The sequence below is a fragment of the Luteococcus sp. H101 genome, assembly GCF_038433155.1.
GTDB lineage: Bacteria > Actinomycetota > Actinomycetes > Propionibacteriales > Propionibacteriaceae > Luteococcus.
Genome location: NZ_JBCDMW010000013.1, coordinates 29,779 through 49,158, shown reverse-complemented (window position 1 = coordinate 49,158; position 19,380 = coordinate 29,779). Strand labels below are relative to the sequence as shown.

At 70.7% G+C, this 19,380-nt stretch carries 16 protein-coding genes; 10 read left to right on the top strand and 6 right to left on the bottom strand.

The annotated features are described in order from the left end of the window. Positions 1-2: 2 nt before the first annotated feature. From AAEX60_RS04610 to AAEX60_RS04600, 3 genes are all read left to right on the top strand, one after another. Positions 3-368 (top strand): PTS glucitol/sorbitol transporter subunit IIA, encoded by a 366-nt coding sequence (locus tag AAEX60_RS04610; RefSeq protein WP_342101536.1) that lies wholly within the window; start codon positions 3-5, stop codon positions 366-368. A gap of 242 nt (positions 369-610) precedes the next feature. Continuing rightward, positions 611-1,540: an SDR family NAD(P)-dependent oxidoreductase gene (locus tag AAEX60_RS04605; RefSeq protein ID WP_342101534.1), complete on the top strand. Its 930-nt coding sequence runs from the start codon at positions 611-613 to the stop codon at positions 1,538-1,540. 18 nt (positions 1,541-1,558) lie between these two features. Beyond that, positions 1,559-2,251 (top strand): transaldolase family protein, encoded by a 693-nt coding sequence (locus AAEX60_RS04600; RefSeq protein ID WP_342101532.1) that lies wholly within the window; start codon positions 1,559-1,561, stop codon positions 2,249-2,251. Between the two features lie 34 nt (positions 2,252-2,285). Here AAEX60_RS04600 and AAEX60_RS04595 read toward each other — a convergent pair whose 3' ends face one another. Together AAEX60_RS04595 and AAEX60_RS04590 are read right to left on the bottom strand one after the other, a co-directional pair. Then, entirely contained in the window at positions 2,286-2,597 is a 312-nt protein-coding gene (locus AAEX60_RS04595; protein WP_342101530.1) for an AzlD domain-containing protein, read from the bottom strand. Further along, a complete protein-coding gene (locus AAEX60_RS04590; RefSeq protein WP_342101529.1) occupies positions 2,594-3,256 on the bottom strand; it encodes an AzlC family ABC transporter permease in 663 nt (220 codons plus the stop codon). Before AAEX60_RS04590 ends, AAEX60_RS04595 begins: the two co-directional genes overlap by 4 nt. A gap of 124 nt (positions 3,257-3,380) precedes the next feature. Between AAEX60_RS04590 and AAEX60_RS04585 the strand changes: the two genes are divergently transcribed. Then, a complete protein-coding gene (locus AAEX60_RS04585; protein ID WP_342101528.1) occupies positions 3,381-4,283 on the top strand; it encodes a bifunctional riboflavin kinase/FAD synthetase in 903 nt (300 codons plus the stop codon). Here the strand turns inward: AAEX60_RS04585 and AAEX60_RS04580 are convergent. Beyond that, on the bottom strand, positions 4,280-4,762 hold the full coding sequence (locus AAEX60_RS04580; RefSeq protein ID WP_342101525.1) for a GNAT family N-acetyltransferase: 483 nt from the start codon (positions 4,760-4,762) through the stop codon (positions 4,280-4,282). The two genes, AAEX60_RS04585 and AAEX60_RS04580, sit on opposite strands and share 4 nt — an antisense overlap. A 266-nt stretch (positions 4,763-5,028) precedes the next feature. Here AAEX60_RS04580 and rpsO point away from each other — a divergent pair, with 266 nt between their 5' ends. The 5 genes from rpsO to AAEX60_RS04555 all read left to right on the top strand — a co-directional run bounded on the left by rpsO (position 5,029) and on the right by AAEX60_RS04555 (position 14,496). Continuing rightward, a complete protein-coding gene (gene rpsO, locus AAEX60_RS04575) occupies positions 5,029-5,292 on the top strand; it encodes a 30S ribosomal protein S15 (protein WP_446721262.1) in 264 nt (87 codons plus the stop codon). A 298-nt stretch (positions 5,293-5,590) separates the two neighbouring features. Beyond that, a complete protein-coding gene (locus AAEX60_RS04570; protein WP_342101524.1) occupies positions 5,591-7,813 on the top strand; it encodes a polyribonucleotide nucleotidyltransferase in 2,223 nt (740 codons plus the stop codon). 76 nt (positions 7,814-7,889) lie between these two features. Continuing rightward, complete coding sequence (locus AAEX60_RS04565; protein WP_342101523.1) at positions 7,890-9,158, top strand: M16 family metallopeptidase; 1,269 nt, start codon at positions 7,890-7,892, stop codon at positions 9,156-9,158. 75 nt (positions 9,159-9,233) lie between these two features. Then, positions 9,234-13,136, top strand: coding sequence for a Pls/PosA family non-ribosomal peptide synthetase (locus AAEX60_RS04560; RefSeq protein WP_342101522.1), 3,903 nt, complete (start codon positions 9,234-9,236; stop codon positions 13,134-13,136). Between the two features lie 40 nt (positions 13,137-13,176). Beyond that, positions 13,177-14,496: a M1 family metallopeptidase gene (locus AAEX60_RS04555; RefSeq protein WP_342101521.1), complete on the top strand. Its 1,320-nt coding sequence runs from the start codon at positions 13,177-13,179 to the stop codon at positions 14,494-14,496. Here AAEX60_RS04555 and AAEX60_RS04550 read toward each other — a convergent pair. Together AAEX60_RS04550 and pulA are read right to left on the bottom strand one after the other, a co-directional pair. Next, positions 14,453-15,040, bottom strand: coding sequence for a 4'-phosphopantetheinyl transferase family protein (locus AAEX60_RS04550; RefSeq protein WP_342101520.1), 588 nt, complete (start codon positions 15,038-15,040; stop codon positions 14,453-14,455). The two genes, AAEX60_RS04555 and AAEX60_RS04550, sit on opposite strands and share 44 nt — an antisense overlap. Further along, positions 15,037-17,775 (bottom strand): pullulanase-type alpha-1,6-glucosidase, encoded by a 2,739-nt coding sequence (gene pulA, locus AAEX60_RS04545; RefSeq protein ID WP_342101518.1) that lies wholly within the window; start codon positions 17,773-17,775, stop codon positions 15,037-15,039. The genes AAEX60_RS04550 and pulA overlap by 4 nt, the downstream gene beginning before the upstream one ends. A gap of 92 nt (positions 17,776-17,867) precedes the next feature. Between pulA and dapB the strand changes: the two genes are divergently transcribed. Further along, entirely contained in the window at positions 17,868-18,608 is a 741-nt protein-coding gene (gene dapB, locus AAEX60_RS04540; RefSeq protein WP_342101516.1) for a 4-hydroxy-tetrahydrodipicolinate reductase, read from the top strand. A 33-nt stretch (positions 18,609-18,641) separates the two neighbouring features. Here dapB and AAEX60_RS04535 read toward each other — a convergent pair whose 3' ends face one another. Continuing rightward, positions 18,642-19,229, bottom strand: a complete 588-nt coding sequence (locus tag AAEX60_RS04535; RefSeq protein ID WP_342101515.1) for a GNAT family N-acetyltransferase — start codon at positions 19,227-19,229, stop codon at positions 18,642-18,644. Between the last annotated feature and the right edge of the window lie 151 nt (positions 19,230-19,380).

The following is a 19,380-nucleotide window of genomic DNA, read 5'->3' as shown; positions in this document are numbered from 1 at the left end:
ACATGACCGAGATCTACCGCACCACCGTCACCGACGCAGGTTCCCAAGCCGGTGCGTTCATCGCTGACGGCCTGTTCGTCACCTTTGGGGAGAATGCCCCCGAGGCCCTGGCCGACTACTGCTTCATCATCGAGATGAACCAGACCACCGCGGATCTGGCTGTTGGCCAGACCTTCGTCGTGGACGGGCAGCGCTTCCCGATCACCGCGGTGGGGGAGGCGGCCCAGAAGAACCTGAACGGGCTGGGCCACCTCACCGTGAACGTGGACGGCGGCACCGAGGCCAGCCTGTCCGGGGCCATCCACATCCGGTGCGACGAGGGCGCACCGCAGCCGGGGATCGGTAGCGTCTTCTCGGTTGAGGCATGAGCACATCCCAGTCCGGGAATCAGCTGGGACGGTCGGCCGCTGGCCGGCCGTCCCTCGGCGCATCTGCGTCCGGTCATGCTGACGCCGCCCGACTCTGGGCGCCTTGGCTTCGGGGCCTGTTGGCCGCGGGGACTGGGCTGCCAGTGCTCACCGTGCTGCCTGACGGAGCGCAGGACGTCGCGACCGGCTCTTGCCCCCGCCTCACCGCCCCGGATGAGCCGTGCCGGGAGGCCGTCGAAGGCTTGGCCCGTCAGCTTGAGGTGGCTGGCGTCGGTTTCAGTCAGCTGGAACTGGCCGGCATCGGCCGCTGGCGGATCGACCGCAGCATGGGGCAGGGCCGGCTGGGTGGCAGAGTGGCGCTGATCACCGGCGCCGCCCAGGGATTTGGCCGGGAGATTGCGGTGCAACTGGCCGGACTGGGCTGCCGCGTGGTGCTGGCCGACGTGAACCTGGCCGGCGCCCAAGCCGCGGCAGAGGCGCTGAATGCCAGCCACGGCGACGGCTGGGCCCTGGCCGTGGCCGTGGACGTCGCCTCCCCGGAATCCTTCGACGAGGCACTCGGGGCGGTGCTGGACCAGTTCGGCGGGGTGGACCTGCTGGTCAGCAATGCCGGGGTCGTGCGTGCTGGGTCAGTGACCGACCTGACCCCGGAGGACTTCGACCTGGTCACCCGGGTCAACTACCGCGGCTACTTCGTCGCGGTGCGGGCGTTGGCGCCGGTGATGGCCGCACAGCATGCCGGCGCCGCGGCGGTGGGGGTGCCACGCTGGTTCGACGTGATTGAGGTGAACTCCAAATCCGGCTTGACTGGATCCAGGCGAAACTCTGCCTATGCCGGCAGCAAGTTCGGCGGGATCGGCCTGACCCAGTCCTTCGCGCTGGAGCTGGTGGACCAGGGCATCAAGGTCAACGCGGTCTGTCCCGGCAACTACTTGGATGGCCCATTGTGGACCGATCCGGAGCGCGGGCTGCTGCGCCAGTATCTGGCGGCTGGCAAGGTGCCCGGCGCCACCACCGTTGACGACGTGCGCCGCCACTATGAGCGTCAGGTGCCGATGGGGCGAGGCTGCTTGCCCGTCGACGTGGTCCGGGCCATCTGCTACTGCGTCGAACAGGCCTATGAGACCGGTCAGGCGATCCCTGTGACCGGCGGCCAGACCATGCTCAACTGACTCTGTGGAGAGGGAACAATGCACGAAGATCACATCCCGGGCCAGCCAGTGCCGGTCCGGATCCTGGTGGATTCGGCCGTCCGGGCGGAGGTTGAGCCCTGGCTGTCCACCGGCGTCGCGCACGGCGTGACCACCAATCCCACCCTGCTCAAGCGAGCCGGGCTCGGTCTGACCGACCTGCCGGAGGTGGCCCGCTGGGCCACCGGAGACGGCCAGCGCGAGGTCTGCTTCCAGATCTGGGGCGAGAGTGTCGAGGAACAGTATGCCGCCGCCATGCGGCTGCGGGAGCTGGCGCCGACCGCCACCATGAAGATCCCCGTGACCCCGGTGGGCGCGACGGTGATCAGTCGGCTGCACGCCCAGGGCGTGCCGGTGCTGATGACCGCCGTCTACGCGGCCAAGCAGGTCACTGTCGCCTCCGCGCTGGGCGTGCGCTACCTGGCTCCCTACTTCAACCGGATGAACCTGGCCGGGCGGGACGCCCTGGCCGAGATCCGGGCCATGACCGAGGCCGTGCCGCAGGACGGCAGCGGCCCGCTGGTGATGGCGGCCTCGGTGAAGAGCGCCCAGCAGGTGATGCAGCTGATCGGGGCGGGTGTCCGGGTCTTCACCCTGCCGCCCTCGGTGATCGCGGACCTGTTCGACGACGAACTCACCACCCGGGCGGTGCTGGACTTCGAGGCCGACATGGCCGAGGTGCGTCGGGCCTGACGACGAGGTAGGGGTCCCTGCCGAGTCGACCGGCTCAGGCAATCCCCGCCAGCCGGGCCAGGGCCGCGGCGACGGCGCCCAGCACCACCACCGCCAGATAGGGCGCTCCACGCCACAGGGCGACGGCGGCCACCGCCAGCGCCACCAGCCGCGCGTCCAGCACCAGGTGCTGTCCGGAGCCGACGGCATTCAGCATCACCAGGGAGCTGAGCAACCCAATGGTCATGGCCGACGTGAGCTGCATCACCCGGGGTTGCTCCACCCAGCTGATGGGCAGCAGATAGCCGGCCAGCTTGGTGAACAGGCCGATCAGGCTGGCGGCAAGCACCCATCCCCACAGGCTCATCGCTCACTCCTTCGGCCCAGCGCCAGGCTGACGCCGGCCGCGACGGCGGCGGCCACCAGCAGCGGCAGCCCCGGGGTGAGCACCGGCGCCAGCAGCAGCGTGACGAAGGCGGCGGCCACGCCGATGGCCACCGTGTCCCGGTTGTGCAGCCGCGGCCAGAGCAGCCCCAGGAAGGCGGCCACTGCGGCGCCGTCCAGTCCCCAGGCCTTCGGGTCGCCCAGGGCATTGCCCAGCAACGCCCCCACCAGGGTGAACAGGTTCCACAGCAGGAAGACCCCGACGCCGGCCGTCCAGAAGCCGCGACGCTGCTCGTCGTAGGAGTCCTGTCCGACTGCGGTGGCCACCGACTCGTCGATGGTGACGTGCGCATGCAGCACCTTGGCCGGCCCGGCGGGGTGGAAGACGGCATTCATCTGGGCGCCATAGATCAGGTTGCGCAGCCCCAGCAGGCTGGCCGAGACCAGGGCCGCGGCCCCGCCGCCGGCAATGGCGCCGACGAAGGCGAACTGCGAGCCGCCGGTGAACATCAGCGCGCTCAACACCTGGGTCTGCAGCACCGACAGCCCGGCTGCGGTGCTCAGCGCACCGAAGGAGATTCCGTACAGGCCGGTGGCCACCGAGACCGAGAGCCCCATCCGTACCGCTGGTGTGATCTGCATGATGTGGGCGATGCTAGGCGCCGTGCGTGGGCCGAGGTGACCGCGTCCGGTGCGCGAACTAGACTCCTCCCGGTGCCACCGAGGGCGTGGTGCAGACAGTGGTGCATGACAGGGGCAGTGACCGGTGAGCAAGTCCGTAGTGGTGATCGGCAATTTCGACGGTGTGCACAGCGGCCACGTCGAGGTGCTGCGCCATGCCCAGTCCCTGGCCCCGGACCAGCAGCTGGTGGTGGTCACCTTCTGGCCGCACCCGATGCAGGTGCTGCGGCCGGAGAAGGCGCCCCAACTGCTCACCGGGCTCAATGACCGGATCCGGCTGCTGAAGCAGGCCGGTGCGGCCGAGGTGCGCGTCGTGCAGTTCACCCGGGACGTGTCCACGTGGAGCCCCGACGAGTTCGTCGCCCGGGTGATCGCCCCACTGGACCCGTCACACGTGGTGGTGGGGGAGAACTTCCGCTTCGGCTACCGTGCCCAGGGCACCGTCGAGGTCCTGCGTCAGCTGGGGGAGGGTCGCTTCCAGGTGGATGCCATGCCGCTGGTGCAGGTGGACGGGGAGAACACCTGTTCCACGCTGGTCCGCACCGCACTGGATGCCGGCGACGTGGAGCTGGCGGCCAAGCATCTGGGCCGGATGTTCCGGGTGCAGGGCGTGGTGGTGATGGGTGACCAGCGCGGCCGGGACCTGGGCTTCCCGACGGCCAACCTGCCGGTGCCCGCCGGGATGGCGGTGCCCGCCGACGGGGTCTACGCCGGCTGGTTGACCCGGCTGGACGGCGAGGGCCATCAGCCGATGCCCGCGGCGATCTCCGTCGGCTCCAATCCCACCTTCCAGGGCCTGGAGCGACGGGTGGAGACCTATGTGCTGGACCGGACCGACCTGGAGCTCTACGGCGTGGAGATCGCCGTAGACTTCGTCGCCCGGCTGCGTGGCCAGATCACCTTCACCGGGATCGAGGGGCTGATCGTGCAGATGAATGCCGACGTCCAGCGCACCCGCGAGGTGCTCGGCCTGCCCGCTGAAAGCTAGTACGCGCGGAGGCTCTTCTTGTAGATGGCGTAGTGCTCGCTGACTTGGTCCGGGTCGGCCACCACGTGGGTGGACGGGTTCTCGATCATCAGGTGGTCACCGGTGGGGGCGTAGCCCAGCTGCAGGAAGAGCGAGATGGCCTTGGCATTGTCAGGGGCGACGGACAGGAAGACCTCGTCATGCCCGGCCTCGCGGGCCTGCTCCTCCAACCAGGTCCACAGGGTGTGGGCCGCGCCGAGGCGGCGGTGCTCGGGGTAGATCCACAGGTTCTTCACCTCGGGCTGGAGCGCCTCGTCGATGAAGTCCAGGAAGCCGCTGCCGACGATCTGGCCGTCGTACTCGGCCACGGCGAAGATGCCCGTCCCGTTCTGCATCTCCTGGAAGCGCTGGCCGGCCAGGTCGATGTCGGGCCGAGGCTGGTGGGCACGCAGGTTCTCCAGATCGCGCTGTTCGGCGCGACGGGCGGTGACTTTGCTCATGGCTGGCTCCTCGTGGTGCAGTCGTAGACATCCCCAACCCTAGTCGGCGCCCGGCCAGCTGGGGATCGGTCCACGGTCTGGTACGTCACTCCCAGCGGCGCCAGATCCTGATGGTTGGCGTGCGTTGGGGCCGCTCGATTGGCCGGGCGTCGCCCGGGGCTGTTATCGTTGACCGTTGCCGTTTGATCGGCCGCGGCCCACAAAGAGCCCCCACTGCACCGGCACGGGGGCGCCGCGCAACGGGAAACCGAGAGGAGAGCATCGTCATGGACGCTGCCGAGAAGAAGAAGATCATCGAAGAGTACGCGACCACCCCCGGGGACACCGGCTCTCCCGACGTGCAGATCGCGCTGCTGAGCAAGCGGATCTCCCACCTGACCGAGCACCTCAAGGAGCACAAGGGCGATCACCACAGCCGTCGTGGCCTGATGCTGATGGTTGGTCAGCGTCGTCGCCTGCTCAACTACGTCGCCAAGAACGACATCGAGCACTACCGTGAGCTGATCAAGCGGCTGGGTCTGCGTCGCTGATCACAGTCATCGGGTGAGGGGGAGTGGCCTTTCGGGCCGCTCCCTCTCGTCATATCCCGGTTCTGTCGGAGGTCTTCGATAGGCTGGGCACCACAGACAACTGAACAGTTCGAGAAAGTATCCGCAGAACACCCAGACCGTCGGTCATCGTCGTCTGGTCCTCGGTAGTGGTTCTCGGGTGGGGCGTCCACGTCGACGCCCACCCCGCGAGCCTCGATCGAAGACCGGCAACAGCCCGGCCGGCAGCACGAGGCTGCCTTGGGTGTGGGTGTTCCTGCACCAACAGAAAGGAGTCCCCATGGAGGGACCCGACGTCAAGTTCGCAGAAGCCATCATCGACAATGGCAAGTACGGCAAGCACACCGTGCGGTTCGAGGCCGGTCTGCTGGCCCAGCAGGCCGATGGGGCCGCCGCCGTCTACCTCAACGGCGACACCATGCTGCTGAGCGCCACCACCGCGCAGAAGACCCCGCGTGATTCCATCGACTTCTTCCCGCTGACCGTGGACGTGGAGGAGCGGATGTACGCCGCCGGCCGCATCCCCGGCAGCTTCTTCCGTCGCGAGGGCCGCCCCAGCGAGGGCGCCATCCTGGCCGCCCGCCTGACCGACCGGCCGCTGCGCCCGTCCTTCGTCAAGGGCCTGCGCAATGAGGTCCAGGTGGTCGTGACCGTGATGGCGCTCAACCCGGAGGTCTTCTACGACGTCCTGACGATTAACGCTGCCTCCATGTCCACCCAGATCGCGGGCCTGCCGTTCAGCGGCCCGATCGGTGGCGTGCGGGTCGCCCTGATCGACGACCAGTGGGTGTGCTTCCCCACCGTCGAGCAGATGAAGGACGCCACCTTCGGGATGGCCGTCGCCGGGCGGGTGCTGCCCGACGGTGACGTCGCCATCATGATGGTGGAGGCCGGCGGCACCGAGGCCACCTGGGAGCTGGTCCGCTCCGGCAAGACCGCCCCCACCGAGGAGGTCGTAGCCCAGGGTCTGGACGCCGCCAAGCCGTTCATCAAGGCGCTGTGCGATGCGCAGGCCGAGCTGGCCGCCCAGCTGCCCAAGGAGACCTTCGACTTCCCGGTGTTCGCCGAGTACTCCGACGAGGCCTTCGCCGCCGTCCAGTCCGTCAAGGACGAGCTGGCCCAGGCGATGACCATCGCCGGCAAGCAGGAGCGCGACGACGCCACCCACGCCCTGCGCCAGCGGGTCACCGAGGAACACGACGAGCTGGAGCCCACCGATGTCTCGGCCGCCTTCAAGGCGCTGACCAAGAAGATCGTGCGGCACCGCACCCTGACCGAGCAGGTCCGGATCGACGGTCGTGGCGTGCGGGACATCCGCACCCTGTCTGCCGAGGTGGGCGTGATCCCGCGGGTGCACGGCTCGGCCCTGTTCCAGCGCGGCGAGACCCAGATCCTGGGCGTCTCCACGCTGAACATGTTGGACATGGAGCAGAAGCTGGACACTCTGAGCCCGGAGACCACCAAGCGCTACATGCACAACTACAACTTCCCGCCCTACTCCACCGGTGAGACCGGCCGGGTGGGCTCCCCGAAGCGTCGCGAGATCGGCCACGGTGCGCTCGCCGAGCGCGCCCTGGTGCCGGTGATCCCGCCGCGCGAGGAGTTCCCCTACGCCATCCGCCAGGTGAGCGAGGCGCTGGGCTCCAACGGCTCCACGTCGATGGGCTCGGTCTGCGCCTCCACCATGTCCCTGCTGAACGCCGGTGTGCCGCTGAAGGCCCCCGTCGCCGGCATCGCCATGGGCCTGATGAGCGAACAGATCGACGGCGAGACCAAGTACGTCGCGCTGACCGACATCCTGGGTGCCGAGGACGCGCTGGGTGACATGGACTTCAAGGTCACCGGCACCAGCGAGTTCGTCACCGCCCTGCAGCTGGACACCAAGCTGAACGGCATCCCGGCCGACGTGCTGGCCGGTGCGCTGCTGCAGGCCCGCGAGGCCCGGCACACCCTGCTGGAGGTCATGGGCGAGGCGATCGACGGCCCCGACGAGATGAACCAGTACGCGCCGCGGATCATCACCGTCAAGATCCCGGTGGACAAGATCGGTGAGGTCATCGGCCCGAAGGGCAAGATGATCAACCAGATCCAGGAGGACACCGGCGCCAACATCTCCATCGAGGACGACGGCACCATCTACATCGGTGCCGACAATGGCGAGTCCGCCGAGGCCGCCCGCAGCATGATCAATGGCATCGCCAACCCGACGATGCCGGAGAAGGGCGAGCGCTACCTGGGCACCGTCGTCAAGCTGACCGCCTTCGGTGCCTTCGTCAGCCTGCTGCCCGGCAAGGATGGCCTGCTGCACATCTCCAAGCTGAAGCCGCTGAACAACAACCAGCGCGTGGAGGCCGTCGAGGACGTGCTGAGCGTCGGCCAGAAGCTGCAGGTGGAGATCAACGAGGTGGATGAGCGCGGCAAGCTCTCGCTGATCCCCGTCGTCGAGGAGAAGAAGGAGGAGGCCGCCGAGGCCCCCGCCGAGGACGCTCCCGCCGCCGAGTGACCCCGCTCGACTGAACCCGGTCCACGGCCACGCCACCACCCGGTGGCGTGGCCGTGGGCATTCGGACAAGGAATTCATGAACCCCATTCGTCGCAGCACCCTGGCCCACGGCCTGCGCGTGGTGACCGAGCAGGTCCCGGGCGCCCGGGCCTTCAACCTGGGCGTCTTCGTCGGCGTCGGTTCCCGCGACGAGAGCCCGGACGAGCACGGGTGCAGCCACTTCCTGGAACACGTCCTGTTCAAGGGCACCCCCAGCCGGGATGCGGAGCAGATCTCGGCCGAGATCGAGCGTTTCGGCGGGGACCTGAATGCCTACACCACCCGCGAGTACACCTGCTTCCACGCCCGGGTGCTGCATTCCCAGGCCGACGTGGCGCTGGACGTGCTGACCGACATGCTGGCCAACTCCCTGATCCGGCCCGCCGACGTCGCCACCGAGCGGGAGGTGATCCTGGACGAGATCGCGATGCACGACGACGACCCGGGCGAGGTGGCCATCGAGGGCGCGATCGGCAAGCTCTTCGCCGGCAGCCGGCTGGGGCCGACGGTGATCGGCTCGGCCACCTCCATCCGGCGGATGCCCACCCGTCGGATCACGGACTTCTGGCGCCGGCACTACACCAGCAACCGGATGGTGGTCAGCGCGGTGGGTGACCTGGACCACGACGACCTGTGCGCCCGGCTGGCCGGATTCGACGCCGCCCTGGCCCCGTCCCCGGGTGGCGAGGTGGCGCGACCGGCGGCCCACCATGCCACCGAGCCGCGGATCTTTCGGCGCAGCAATGAGCTGGCCCAGACCTCGGTGGTGCTGGCCTTCCCCGGCTTCGGGACCCTGGACCCGCGCCGGGAGGCGCTCAGCCTGCTGGCCGTCGCCCTGGGCGGCGGGATGAGCTCCCGGCTCTTCCAGGAGGTGCGGGAACGCCGGGCGCTGGCCTACACCATCGACTGTTCGGAGGCGGCCTGGCGGGACGCCGGGCTGGTCACCATCGACTGGCAGGCGCTGCCGGAGCGGACCCCGGAGATCCTGGACGTGGTGCACCGGATTGTCGCGGATGTGCGCCAGCACGGCATCACCGCCGACGAGCTGGCAGCCGCCAAGGGCCAGCTGCTGGGCCAGACCGTGCTGCACTTCGAGAATCCCGGCGCCCGGATGAGCCGGCTGGGCGGCGCCGAGCTGGCGGGGGACCGGCGCGGGATCGAGGACCTGCTGACCGACATCCGGGCGGTCACGCTGGCTGAGGTCAATACCCTGGCCGCTCAGGTGCTGGGGCGGGTGCCGGTGGTCAGCATGGCCGGGGCCGCCGGTTCCCGGGCCGCGGCCCGACGCCTGCAGACCGCTTGGTGAGACCGGTACGGGACACCAGCCGAGTGTTCGGCGAGCCGCCGTGACTTGTTCACCTTGGCTGGGGATACTGCGCCGGTGACCGACCAGTTTGCCGACCCTCCCCAACCCCTCGTCGACGACCCGCTGCGGCGTGGTGCCCTGGCACCCACCCCGCGGACCCTGGTTGACGTCTTCCTGGAGACCGTCGAGACCTGCGGGGACCAACCCGCGCTGGATGCCGGCAGCCAACAGCTGACCTATGCCGACTTCCACGAGACGGCCGCCGACCTCGCGGCGCAGCTGGCCGCGCTGGGGATCGGCCGCGGGGACAAGGTCGGGGTGCGGGTGCCGTCGGGCACCGCGGACCTCTACGTGGCCATCATGGGCATCCTGCTGGCCGGCGCCGCCTATGTCCCGGTGGACGCCGACGACCCGGACGAGCGGGCTCGCACCGTCTTCGAGGAGGCCGCCGTTGCCGCCGTGGTGGGCACCGACCTGGTGATCAGCAGCCGGCTCACCGCGCCCCGGGAACCGATGGCGGCCGAGACCGCCCGGCTGGGGGACGACTGCTGGGTGATCTTCACCTCCGGCTCCACCGGCAAGCCCAAGGGGGTGGCGGTCAGCCACCGCAGCGCCGCCGCCTTCGTCGACGCCGAATCCCGGCTCTTCCTGCAGGGGCAGGAGATCGGCCCCGGGGACCGGGTGATGGCGGGCCTGAGCGTCGCCTTCGACGCCAGCTGCGAGGAGATGTGGCTGGCCTGGGCGCACGGCGCCTGCCTAGTGCCCGCACCCCGCAGCCTGGTCAAGTCCGGGGTCGACCTGGGGCCGTGGCTGATCGCCAACCAGATCAGCGTCGTGTCCACCGTGCCCACCCTGGTCTCGCTGTGGCCGGCCGACGCCCTGGAGCGGGTGCGCCTGCTGATCGTCGGCGGCGAGGCGTGCCCGCCTGAGCTGGGCGCCCGCTTCGCCACCCCCACCCGCGAGGTGTGGAACACCTATGGCCCCACGGAAGCCACCGTCGTCGCCTGCGCAGCCCAACTGGACGGCACCCCGCCGGTCCGGATCGGCCTGCCGCTGGACGGCTGGGACCTGGCCGTGGTGGACGCCGACGGCAATCCGGTGCCCGAGGGACAGGAGGGGGAGCTGATCATCGGCGGGGTGGGGCTGGCCCGCTACCTGGACCCCGCCAAGGATGCCGAGAAGTACGCCCCGATGCCCAGCCTGGGCTGGGAGCGCGCCTACCGTTCCGGCGACGTGGTGGTCAACGACCCCGCCGGCCTGCTCTTCCGCGGCCGGGCCGACGACCAGGTGAAGGTGGGTGGTCGACGGATCGAGCTGGGGGAGATCGACTCCGCCCTGCTGCAACTGCCCGGCGTGCAGGGCGCGGCCGCCGCGGTCCGCAAGACCGCCAGCGGCAATGCGCTGATCGTCGGCTACCTGAGTGTGGACCAGACCTTCGATCGGGCCGCCAGCCTCGAGCGGTTGCGGGCGGACATGCCGGCCGCCCTGGTGCCGCGGCTGGCCGTCGTCGACGACCTGCCCACCCGCACCAGCGGCAAGATCGACCGCGACGCCCTGCCCTGGCCGCTGCCGGAGACCGACGCCGATGACTCGGCACTGGGCGAGACCGGCCGATGGGTGGCCGAGATCTGGCGCGACGTGCTGGGCAGCCGCCCCACCACCCCCGATGAGGACTTCTTCGCCCTGGGCGGTGGCTCCCTGACCGCGGCCCAGATCGTCGCCCGGGTGCGGGAGCAGTACCCCACCGCCACCGTCGCCGACGTCTACGAGCACCCCACCATCGGTGGCTTCGCCGGCTGGCTGGGCTCCCTGACCGCCCCCACCGGCCGGTTGAACGAGCCGGTCCACCCGGTGCCGCACAAGACCCAGGCCGGGCAGCTGCTGGCCCTGCTGGGCTTGCGCACCATCAGTGCCTTGCGGTGGGTCTTCTGGCTGGCCCTGGGCTGCCGCCTGGCCGGCGTGGCCGGCTGGCAGCTGCCGGTCACTGCCCTGCCCGTCGCCCCCTGGTGGGCGCTGGCCCTGGGCTGGGCCCTGCTGGTGCTGCCAGCCGGTCGACTGGCCCTGGCCGCGCTGGCCGCCCGGACCATCCTGGCCGGGATCACCCCCGGCCAGTACCCGCGCGGCGGCAAGGTGCACCTGCGGCTGTGGCTGGCCGAGCGGGTAGCGGACGAGCTGGGCGCCGGGATGATCTCCGGTGCCGGACTGGTCCGCTGGTATGCCCGGCTGCTGGGATGCCGGGTGGGCCGCTATGTGGACCTGCACGCCATGCCGCCGGTCACCGGCCACCTGGAGCTGGGCGACGGTTGCGCCATCGAGCCGGAGGTGGACCTGACCGGTCACTGGATCGACGGGGGCACCCTGCACCTGGGGCACGTGGTGGTGGGACCCGACGCCCGGGTGGGCGCCCGGTCCACCCTGCTGGGCGGCGCCCGGGTGGGGCGGGGGGCCGAGATCGCGCCCGGCTCCGGCGTCTTCGGCGCGGTGCCCGACGGGGAGCGCTGGTCCGGCTCCCCGGCGGTGCGGATCGGCGAGGCCCGCGGCGCCTGGGAGGAGCGGCCCCCGGCCCGTCCGGTGTGGACCGCGCTGTACGCCCTGACCGGCGTCGGCATCTCCCTGCTGCCCATCCTGGCGGTGCTGGCGGGGGCGGCCGTCGCGTGGCCGGCGATGTCGGCCACCACCACCGTCGGCCAGGCCCTGTGGACCGCCGCCGGGTGGTTGCCGCTGGCCGGTCTGGCCGGCTATGCCGCCCTGATCCTGCTGGTCTGGGCCTGGGTGCGGCTGCTCGGCGTCGGGCTGCGCCCCGGGCACCACGCCGTGCAGGGCCGGCAGGCGCTGCAGGCCTGGGCCACCATGCGGCTGATGGACGAGGCCCGCACCTGGCTCTTCCCGCTCTATGCCGGCGCGGCCACCACCTGGTGGCTGCGGGCACTGGGTGCCGACATCGGCAAGGACGCGGAGGCCTCCACCGTGCTGATGATCCCGTCGCTGACCAGCGTCGGCGCCGGCTCCTTCCTGGCCGACGACACCCTGATCGGCGGCTACGAACTGGTGGGCGGATGGCTGCGGATCGAGCGGGTGAAGATTGGCAAGGGCGCCTTCGTCGGCAACTCCGGGATGACCGCCCCCGGCCGCAAGGTGCCCAAGCGTTCCCTGGTGGCGGTGCTGTCCGCCGCGCCCCGACGCAAGAAGGCCAAGGCCGGTTCCTCCTGGGTGGGGTCTCCGCCGGAGAAGCTGCGCCGGGTCAGCAGCGACGCCGACACCTCCCGCACCTATGCCCCCAGCCGGGGCCTGCGGATCGCCCGCGGCCTGGTGGAGAGCTGCCGGGTGCTGGCGCTGCTGGCCCACCTGGTGCTGCACCTGGCCGGCGCCGCGATCCTGTGCTGGGTGGCCCACGAGTTCGGCTGGCTGCTGGCCGCCGTCGTCTCCGGGCTGGTGCTGCTGGCCGGCGGCGCCGTGGCGGTCGGGGTGGCCGTGGCCGCCAAGTGGCTGCTGGTGGGCCGGTGGAAGCGGTCCGAGCACCCGCTGTGGTCCGGCTTCGTCTGGCGGGGTGAGCTGGCCGACGCCTTCGTCGAGTCCGTCGCCGTGCCCTGGCTGCTGCGGCACGTCCCCGGCACCCCGGTGCTGAACCTGTACTTCCGCACCATGGGTGCCCGGATCGGGCGCGGGGTGTGGTGCGAGACCTACTGGCTGCCCGAACATGACCTGATCACCCTGGCCGACGGCGCCACCGTGAACCAGGGCTGCGTGGTGCAGACCCACCTCTTCCATGACCGGGTGCTGGCGATGGACGCCGTGACCCTGAAGGCCGGCGCCACCCTGGGCCCCAACTCGGTGATCCTGCCCGCCTCCACCCTGGGCCGCCATGCCACCGTCGGGCCGGTTTCCCTGGTGATGCGCGGCGAGTCCGTGCCGGACAAGACCCGCTGGATCGGCAACCCGATCGGCCCCTGGGAGGAAGCCGACGGCCGGGAAGACTAGGCTGTCCCGGACCCCACCCACCGTCTGGAGGAGTACCTGCATGGCCACGCCCGATTCGTACCTGCCCGGGCACGGCGACACCCGGTACCGGGTGCGCCACTATGACCTGCGGCTGGACTACAAGGTCACCACCAACCGGCTGGACGGGGTGGCCCGGATCGACGTCGTGCTGGCCCAGCAGGCGGACCGGATCGAGCTGGACCTGTCCGGGCTGCAGGCCTCCCGGCTGCTGGTGGACGGCAAGAAGGCCAAGTACCGCCAACGCCACCGCAAGCTGGTGGTGGAGCTGCCCGGCGGCCAGAGCGGCGACGCGCACCAGCTGCAGGTCACCTATGGCGGCAAGCCCCGCCCGGTGCCCGGGGTGCACGGCGCCGCGGGCTGGGAGGAGCTCACCGACGGGGTGTTGGTGGGTTCCCAGCCGCAGGGCGCGCCCAGCTGGTTCCCGTGCAATGACGACGCCGCGGACAAGGCCAGCTACCGGATCCAGCTGGACGTGGCTGCCGGCTACCACGTCGTCGCCAATGGCAGTCTGGTGGAAAAGTCCCGGCACGGCGGCCAGATCCGGTGGATCTACCAGATGGACCAGCCGATGGCGCCCTACCTGGCCAGCGTGCAGATCGGCCACTACGTGGTGGACGCGCGCGTTGCCACGGTGCCGGTGGAGCTGGTGCACCCACCAAACCTGGGGGTGGGCGCCGGCTCGGCCTTCGAGCACCAGGCCGAGATGGTGGACCACTTCAGCGAGCTGTTCGGCCCCTATCCCTTCACCGAGTACCGCGCGGTGATCGCGGACGACGTGCTGGAAATCCCCCTGGAGGCCCAGGGCCTGAGCTCCTTTGGTCGCAATTTCGCCCAGCCCACCTGGGAGAACGAGCGGCTCGTCGCCCACGAACTGTCCCACCAGTGGTTCGGCAACAGCGTCACCGCCGAGCAGCTGCGCGACATCTGGCTGCACGAGGGCTTCGCCTGCTATGCCGAATGGCTCTGGTCGGATCACCGCTCGGCCGCGGGCGAGACCCCGACGGTGCAGCAACAGGCCGAACGTCACCATCGCCAGCTGGCCGGCAAGAAGCAGGATCTGGTACTCAGCGACCCCGGGATGCCGGACATGTTCGACGACCGCGTCTACAAGCGCGGCGCCCTGACCCTGCACGCGGTGCGGTGTGTGCTGGGGGAGCGGGCCTTCTTCCAGATGCTGCGGGACTGGACCGCCGGCAATGCCGGCGGCCTGGTCACCACCGAGGGCTTCCGGCAGCACTGCATGCAGTACACCTCCGACGACGGCTTCGACGTCGCCGCCACCCTGGACGCCTGGCTCAACCAGCCGAAGCTGCCCGCGCTCCCGGTGCTGCGCCGCTGACCTGGAGGGCCAGGGCGCAGACCCAGCGGGGGCCCAGGTCCACGTCCAACAGGCTGACGTCGGCCAAGTCATCCAGCCGCACTCTTCGAGGGTCGACGGCCAGGCCGGTGCCCCAGGCCTTGAGCGCCGCCTCCTTGCGCACCCACAGCCGGGTGCGTTCGACGGCGGTCCAGCCCCCGGCCGGGGTGGGCTCGTCGGGGTGTACCGCCAACTCGTCGAAGCCCGGGAAGCCGGCCGCGGTTGCCGCCTCGACGTCCACCCCAACCTGGCCGGTGCGGGACAGGGCCGCCACGGCCAGCTCGCCGGTCCGGTCCCGGGACAGCGAGACCCCGACGGGTGCTGGCGCGCCCAGCAGTACCGGGCGGCCGTGTGCGCCGCTGCCGCAACCGGGGCAGGCATGCCCCAGCCGCAGCCGCTCGGTGTACGGGCCGGTCAGGCCCAGCCGTTCCCGCGCCAGCTCCAGCAGCAGCTCGTGCGCCCGGGCGGCGGGGCCCGTGGCCAGCCACACCCCGGTGGGCAGCGCGCCGGGCCGGGTGAGGCTCACTGGTGGTGGAAGACCGCCACGGTGCGGGCCGGCACCTCGAAGGCCTCCCCGTCGAAGTGGGCGCGCCGGATCACCGGGTAGGCCTGTTCGGACTGCAGCGGGGAGACCGCGAAGCGCTCGCCGGCCAGCCCGGGGACCAGCTGGCGGACGTCCTCGCCGCGGGCATTGAAGACCACCACGATTCCCTGCACGTCCGGGTCCACCCGAAGGCCCTCGCGGTCGTCGATGTGCATGGTGACCACGCCGGGCAGCGCGCGCTCGGTGCCGGCATTGGGGAAGCGCACCTTGGTGCAGATCTGGTCGGCATTGCCCAGCCGGAACAGGCGGGAAGAGCGGCGCACCTTGAGCAGCATGTGCGCCTGGTGGGCGGCGGCCTCCACCTCCTGCCGGGTGGGTTTGAGCGACGGGTCACCCAGCAGCGGCCGCAGCCAGTGCCAGCGGGTCATGTTGTCGTCGGCGCTGGGCAGGCCGTGGCCGAAGCCATTGTCCTCGCCGGTCCAGTCCAGCCGGTTGAACCAGTCCCCGGAATTGTAGGAATTGCGGTCCAGGGACTTGCTGCGCAGCAGGTCCGCGCCCGCATGCCACAGGAAGGGCGACTGGCCGAAGACCACGGTGGCCAGGCACAGGGTGTTCATCAGGATCCGCTGGTCCATCGCCATCTCCTGCGGCAACTTCATGGTCAGCGCATCCCACAGCGTCTCGTTGTCATGCGCGTCGACGTAGTTGATCACCTCGAAGGGCTGGGTGGCGTAGCCCGCCGGCCGCCCGGTGTAGTCGATCTCGTCGCCGCGGCGCAGCACCCCGTCGGTGCATGGCAGCTGGTAGTCGCGCAGGTTGCCCGCCAACCCCAGCATCAACAGGTCGGTGGCGTGCTGCAGGGCCCGCTCCGGCTCCCGGTTGCACGGGGCATGGTTGGGGTCGGTGGCCAGGCCGGAGCCGAAGCCCTGCCGTCGGGGGTCCTCGTCGAAGGGCCGCCCGCCCCGTACAGCATCGCGCAGCCGGTCATTGAAGGTGCCGATCCGGGTGCCCTCCAGCTGGCCCTGGATGGCCTGGCGGAACAGGGCATTGTCGGCCACCTCACCGAAATTCCAGCCCTCGCCGTAGAGGTAGACCCCGTGGCCGTCGATCCCGTCGTCGGCCAGGGTCAGGTCATCCAACGCCTCGCGCACCCGGGCCATGTTCTGCGCGCTGGAATGGCCCATCAGGTCAAAGCGGAAACCGTCGACGTGGTAGTGCCTGGCCCAGCGCACCACCATGTCCACCATGATCTTCTCGGCCATCAGCCGCTCGGTGGCCACATTGTTGCCGGCCGCGGAACCCCGCGGATTGCCGTCGGGATCCAGCCGGTGGTGGTAGCCGGGCACGATCCGGTCCAGCACGCTGAACGGGTTCTGGCCGGACGCGCCGGTGTGGGTGAAGACCTGGTCCAGCACCACCCGCAGACCCAGACCGTGCAGGGCGTGCACCATCTGGCGGAACTCGGCCACCCGACGGGCGCCGTCGGCTTGCTCCGGGCTGGAGGCATAGGAGCCCTCGGGCACCCCCCAGTGGAAGGGGTCGTAACCCCAGTTGAAGGAGTCGTGGGCGGCGCCGCGGGCCACCAGGCGCTGCTGTTCGTGGCTGTCGGGCGGGTAGCTGGCCAGCTCCTGCTCCGGCGGCTGGGGCTGCGGGTGGGCCTCCGGGATGCTGGTGACGTCGAAGCAGGGCAGCAGGTGGACGGTGTTCATGCCGGCCCGGGCCAGCCGACGAAGGTGCCGGGAGCCGTGGCCATCACAGCCAAAGGCCAGGTAGCTGCCGCGCAGCTCGGCCGGCACCAGCTCGTCGCTGGCGGAGAAGTCCCGTACGTGCAGCTCGTAGACGCTGGCGTCCACCAGGGTCACCAGGCGGGGGCCGACGGAGCTGGCCCAGTCCTCCGGCTGGTACTGCGGATCGGCCAGGTCCACCAGCACCGAGCGCTGGGAGTCCACCGTCAGACCGGTGGAGTAGGGGTCGGTGACCACATTGGTCTCCAGCCGACGGGTGCTGGGGGAGTAGACCTGCACCTCGAAGAGATAGCGGGCCCCGGCCTGGTCCGGGGACAGACGGGCCTGCCAGGTGCCATTGGCCGAACGGGTCATGGAGCGGCGCCGGGCCGTCTCCAGGGCCGGGGCTGCCCCGGCGTCGGCGGGCCACAGCAGCAGGGTGACCCGTTGGGCCGTGGGCGCCCACAGCCGCAGGCTGATCCGCTCCGGCTCGAAGATGGGGCCCAGTTCCTCGGCCTGGGCCCGGACCCCGTGCACCGCATCCAGCACGGGGCCGATCTGCACCCCGGTCAGGTCGGCCAGTTCCCCATGCGAGCGGCGGCCCACCATCAGCTGCCCGGTGAGCATCTCCGGCACGCTGCGGCGCCACTGGGTGGGCACCCGCAGCACGGTGTGGCCGGTGGCCAGGTCCGGGTGCAGCTCCTGCTGGCTCTCGTTGAGGCCCTCCTCACGCGGTGGCAGGTCAATGGTGACCAGGTCGGGCGCGTGCAGGTGGTCGCCGTGCAGGGTGATCGACGCGGTGGGTGACCAGAGCAGCACCCACTCGGAGGTGTCCGGCCCGCGCCAGGTGCGCCGGGCCTGGGAGGCGTCGTCCATGCTGCGCGGCACCACGAGGGTCCGTGGGTCCACCCAGACCGCTCGGGCCCCCTGCACCTGCAGGGTGGGCAGGGTGGGCTGTCGGACGTCGGCGTGCGCTTCGAAGAGAGGGGCCACGTGACGAGGATAGTCGCCACCACCGGCCGTGATTTGCGACAATGACCGTGCACCGGCCCGGACCCCCCAGCCGGTTGATGACAGGAGTTGACGTGACGCGCGTTGCAGTGTTCGGAGCCAACGGTCGGATGGGTGCAGAGGTCTGCCGGGCGGTGCAGATGGAGCAGGGTCTGGAGCTGATTGCCGCGGTGGACGTCGGCGACCCGCACGACGAGGCCAAGAAGGCGGACGTGGTGGTGGACTTCACCCATCCCGACGCCGTGATGGACAACCTCAAGTGGTGCGTTGACCACGGCAAGCACGCCGTGGTGGGCACCACCGGATTCACCGAGGAACGCCTGGAGACCCTTCGGGGTTGGCTGGCCGCCAAGCCGGAGGTGGGCGTGATCATCGCCTCCAACTTCTCCATCGGTGCGGTGCTGCTGATGCACTTCGCCAAGAAGGCGGCCGCGTACTACCCCAGCGTGGAGATCATCGAGCTGCACCACCCGCAGAAGGCCGACGCCCCCTCCGGCACCGCGGCCAGCACCGCCCGGATGATTGCCGAGGGCCGTTCCGCCGCCGGGCTGGGCGACGTGCCCGATGCCACCGAGCTGGATCCTGACGGCGCCCGGGGCGCCCAGGTGGACGGTGTCCACGTGCACGCGGTGCGGCTGCAGGGCCTGATTGCGCACCAGGAGGTGCTCTTCGGCCAGGACGGGGAGACCCTGACCCTGCGGCACGACTCGATGAACCGGGCCTCCTACATGCCCGGGGTGATGACCGCGGTGCATGCCGTCGGCGACCGCCCGGGGCTGACCCTGGGGATCGAGAGCCTGCTTGGCCTGGAGTGATCCTCCCGGCAGGGGTGTTGAGCCGGCCAGGGCTCAGCTGATGTCGGTGTGCATCCGGATCTGCTTGACCCGGAGCACACCGTCCGGGGTGCCGACCTCGCGGTGGGCGCCATCTGGGGCCCAGCCGGCCTCGGTCAACCAGCCCCGCAGCTGGTCGTCGGTGCTGCGCAGCCACCAGGTGGCGCGCTGGTAGCCGTCGGCCTGCATGGTGTTCACCGCGGCGTGCATCAGCCGGTCCTCGTGTCCCTGCCCGGCCAGCAGCGGGTCGACGCAGAACTCGGCCACCAGGGAGTCGGTGGCCTCGGCGTCCGGGTCATCGCTGGGGCCGATCGCGGCGAAGCCACAGACCGTGGTGCGCTGCCGGGTGCTGCCCGGTTCGGCGCCGGGCTCGGCCTGACCGTAGGTCTGGGTGGCCACCAGCACCCGAAAGTGGGCCAGCGGCGGGCGGGTGATGGCCTGGTGCCACACCTCGGCCATCTGCTCGGCGTCGATCTCGTCCAGGGCGCGGCGTTCCAATTCGTCGCCGGCCCAGGCGCGACGCTGGATCTGGGCGATCTGCAGCGCCTCGGCGGGCATGGCCAGGCGGACGGTGGGCGGCGTGGGCGGCGTGGGTGCGGACATGGCGCCAGCATAGGGAACCGGCCCGCGCGGCCGTGAAATCGGCCGTTCGTTGGCCTTTTCGACCTGTGGGTGGTGTGCAAGCCTGGCTTCAGGTTTGGGCCGCCCGACCCCCGACGGGCGGCCCAAACCCTTTTCCTGCCCGGCGCGGCTC

What these genes read in the sequence shown, in the direction of transcription:
- AAEX60_RS04580 (WP_342101525.1), bottom strand. Translation starts at nt 4,762, where the DNA reads ATGAGCAAAGTCACCGCCCGTCGCGCCGAACAGCGCGATCTGGAGAAC.
- AAEX60_RS04600 (WP_342101532.1), top strand. Translation starts at nt 1,559, where the DNA reads ATGCACGAAGATCACATCCCGGGCCAGCCAGTGCCGGTCCGGATCCTG.
- AAEX60_RS04555 (WP_342101521.1), top strand. Translation starts at nt 13,177, where the DNA reads ATGGCCACGCCCGATTCGTACCTGCCCGGGCACGGCGACACCCGGTAC.
- AAEX60_RS04590 (WP_342101529.1), bottom strand. Translation starts at nt 3,256, where the DNA reads ATGCAGATCACACCAGCGGTACGGATGGGGCTCTCGGTCTCGGTGGCC.
- AAEX60_RS04595 (WP_342101530.1), bottom strand. Translation starts at nt 2,597, where the DNA reads ATGAGCCTGTGGGGATGGGTGCTTGCCGCCAGCCTGATCGGCCTGTTC.
- rpsO (WP_446721262.1), top strand. Translation starts at nt 5,029, where the DNA reads ATGGACGCTGCCGAGAAGAAGAAGATCATCGAAGAGTACGCGACCACC.
- AAEX60_RS04610 (WP_342101536.1), top strand. Translation starts at nt 3, where the DNA reads ATGACCGAGATCTACCGCACCACCGTCACCGACGCAGGTTCCCAAGCC.
- AAEX60_RS04565 (WP_342101523.1), top strand. Translation starts at nt 7,890, where the DNA reads ATGAACCCCATTCGTCGCAGCACCCTGGCCCACGGCCTGCGCGTGGTG.
- AAEX60_RS04570 (WP_342101524.1), top strand. Translation starts at nt 5,591, where the DNA reads ATGGAGGGACCCGACGTCAAGTTCGCAGAAGCCATCATCGACAATGGC.
- AAEX60_RS04535 (WP_342101515.1), bottom strand. Translation starts at nt 19,229, where the DNA reads ATGTCCGCACCCACGCCGCCCACGCCGCCCACCGTCCGCCTGGCCATG.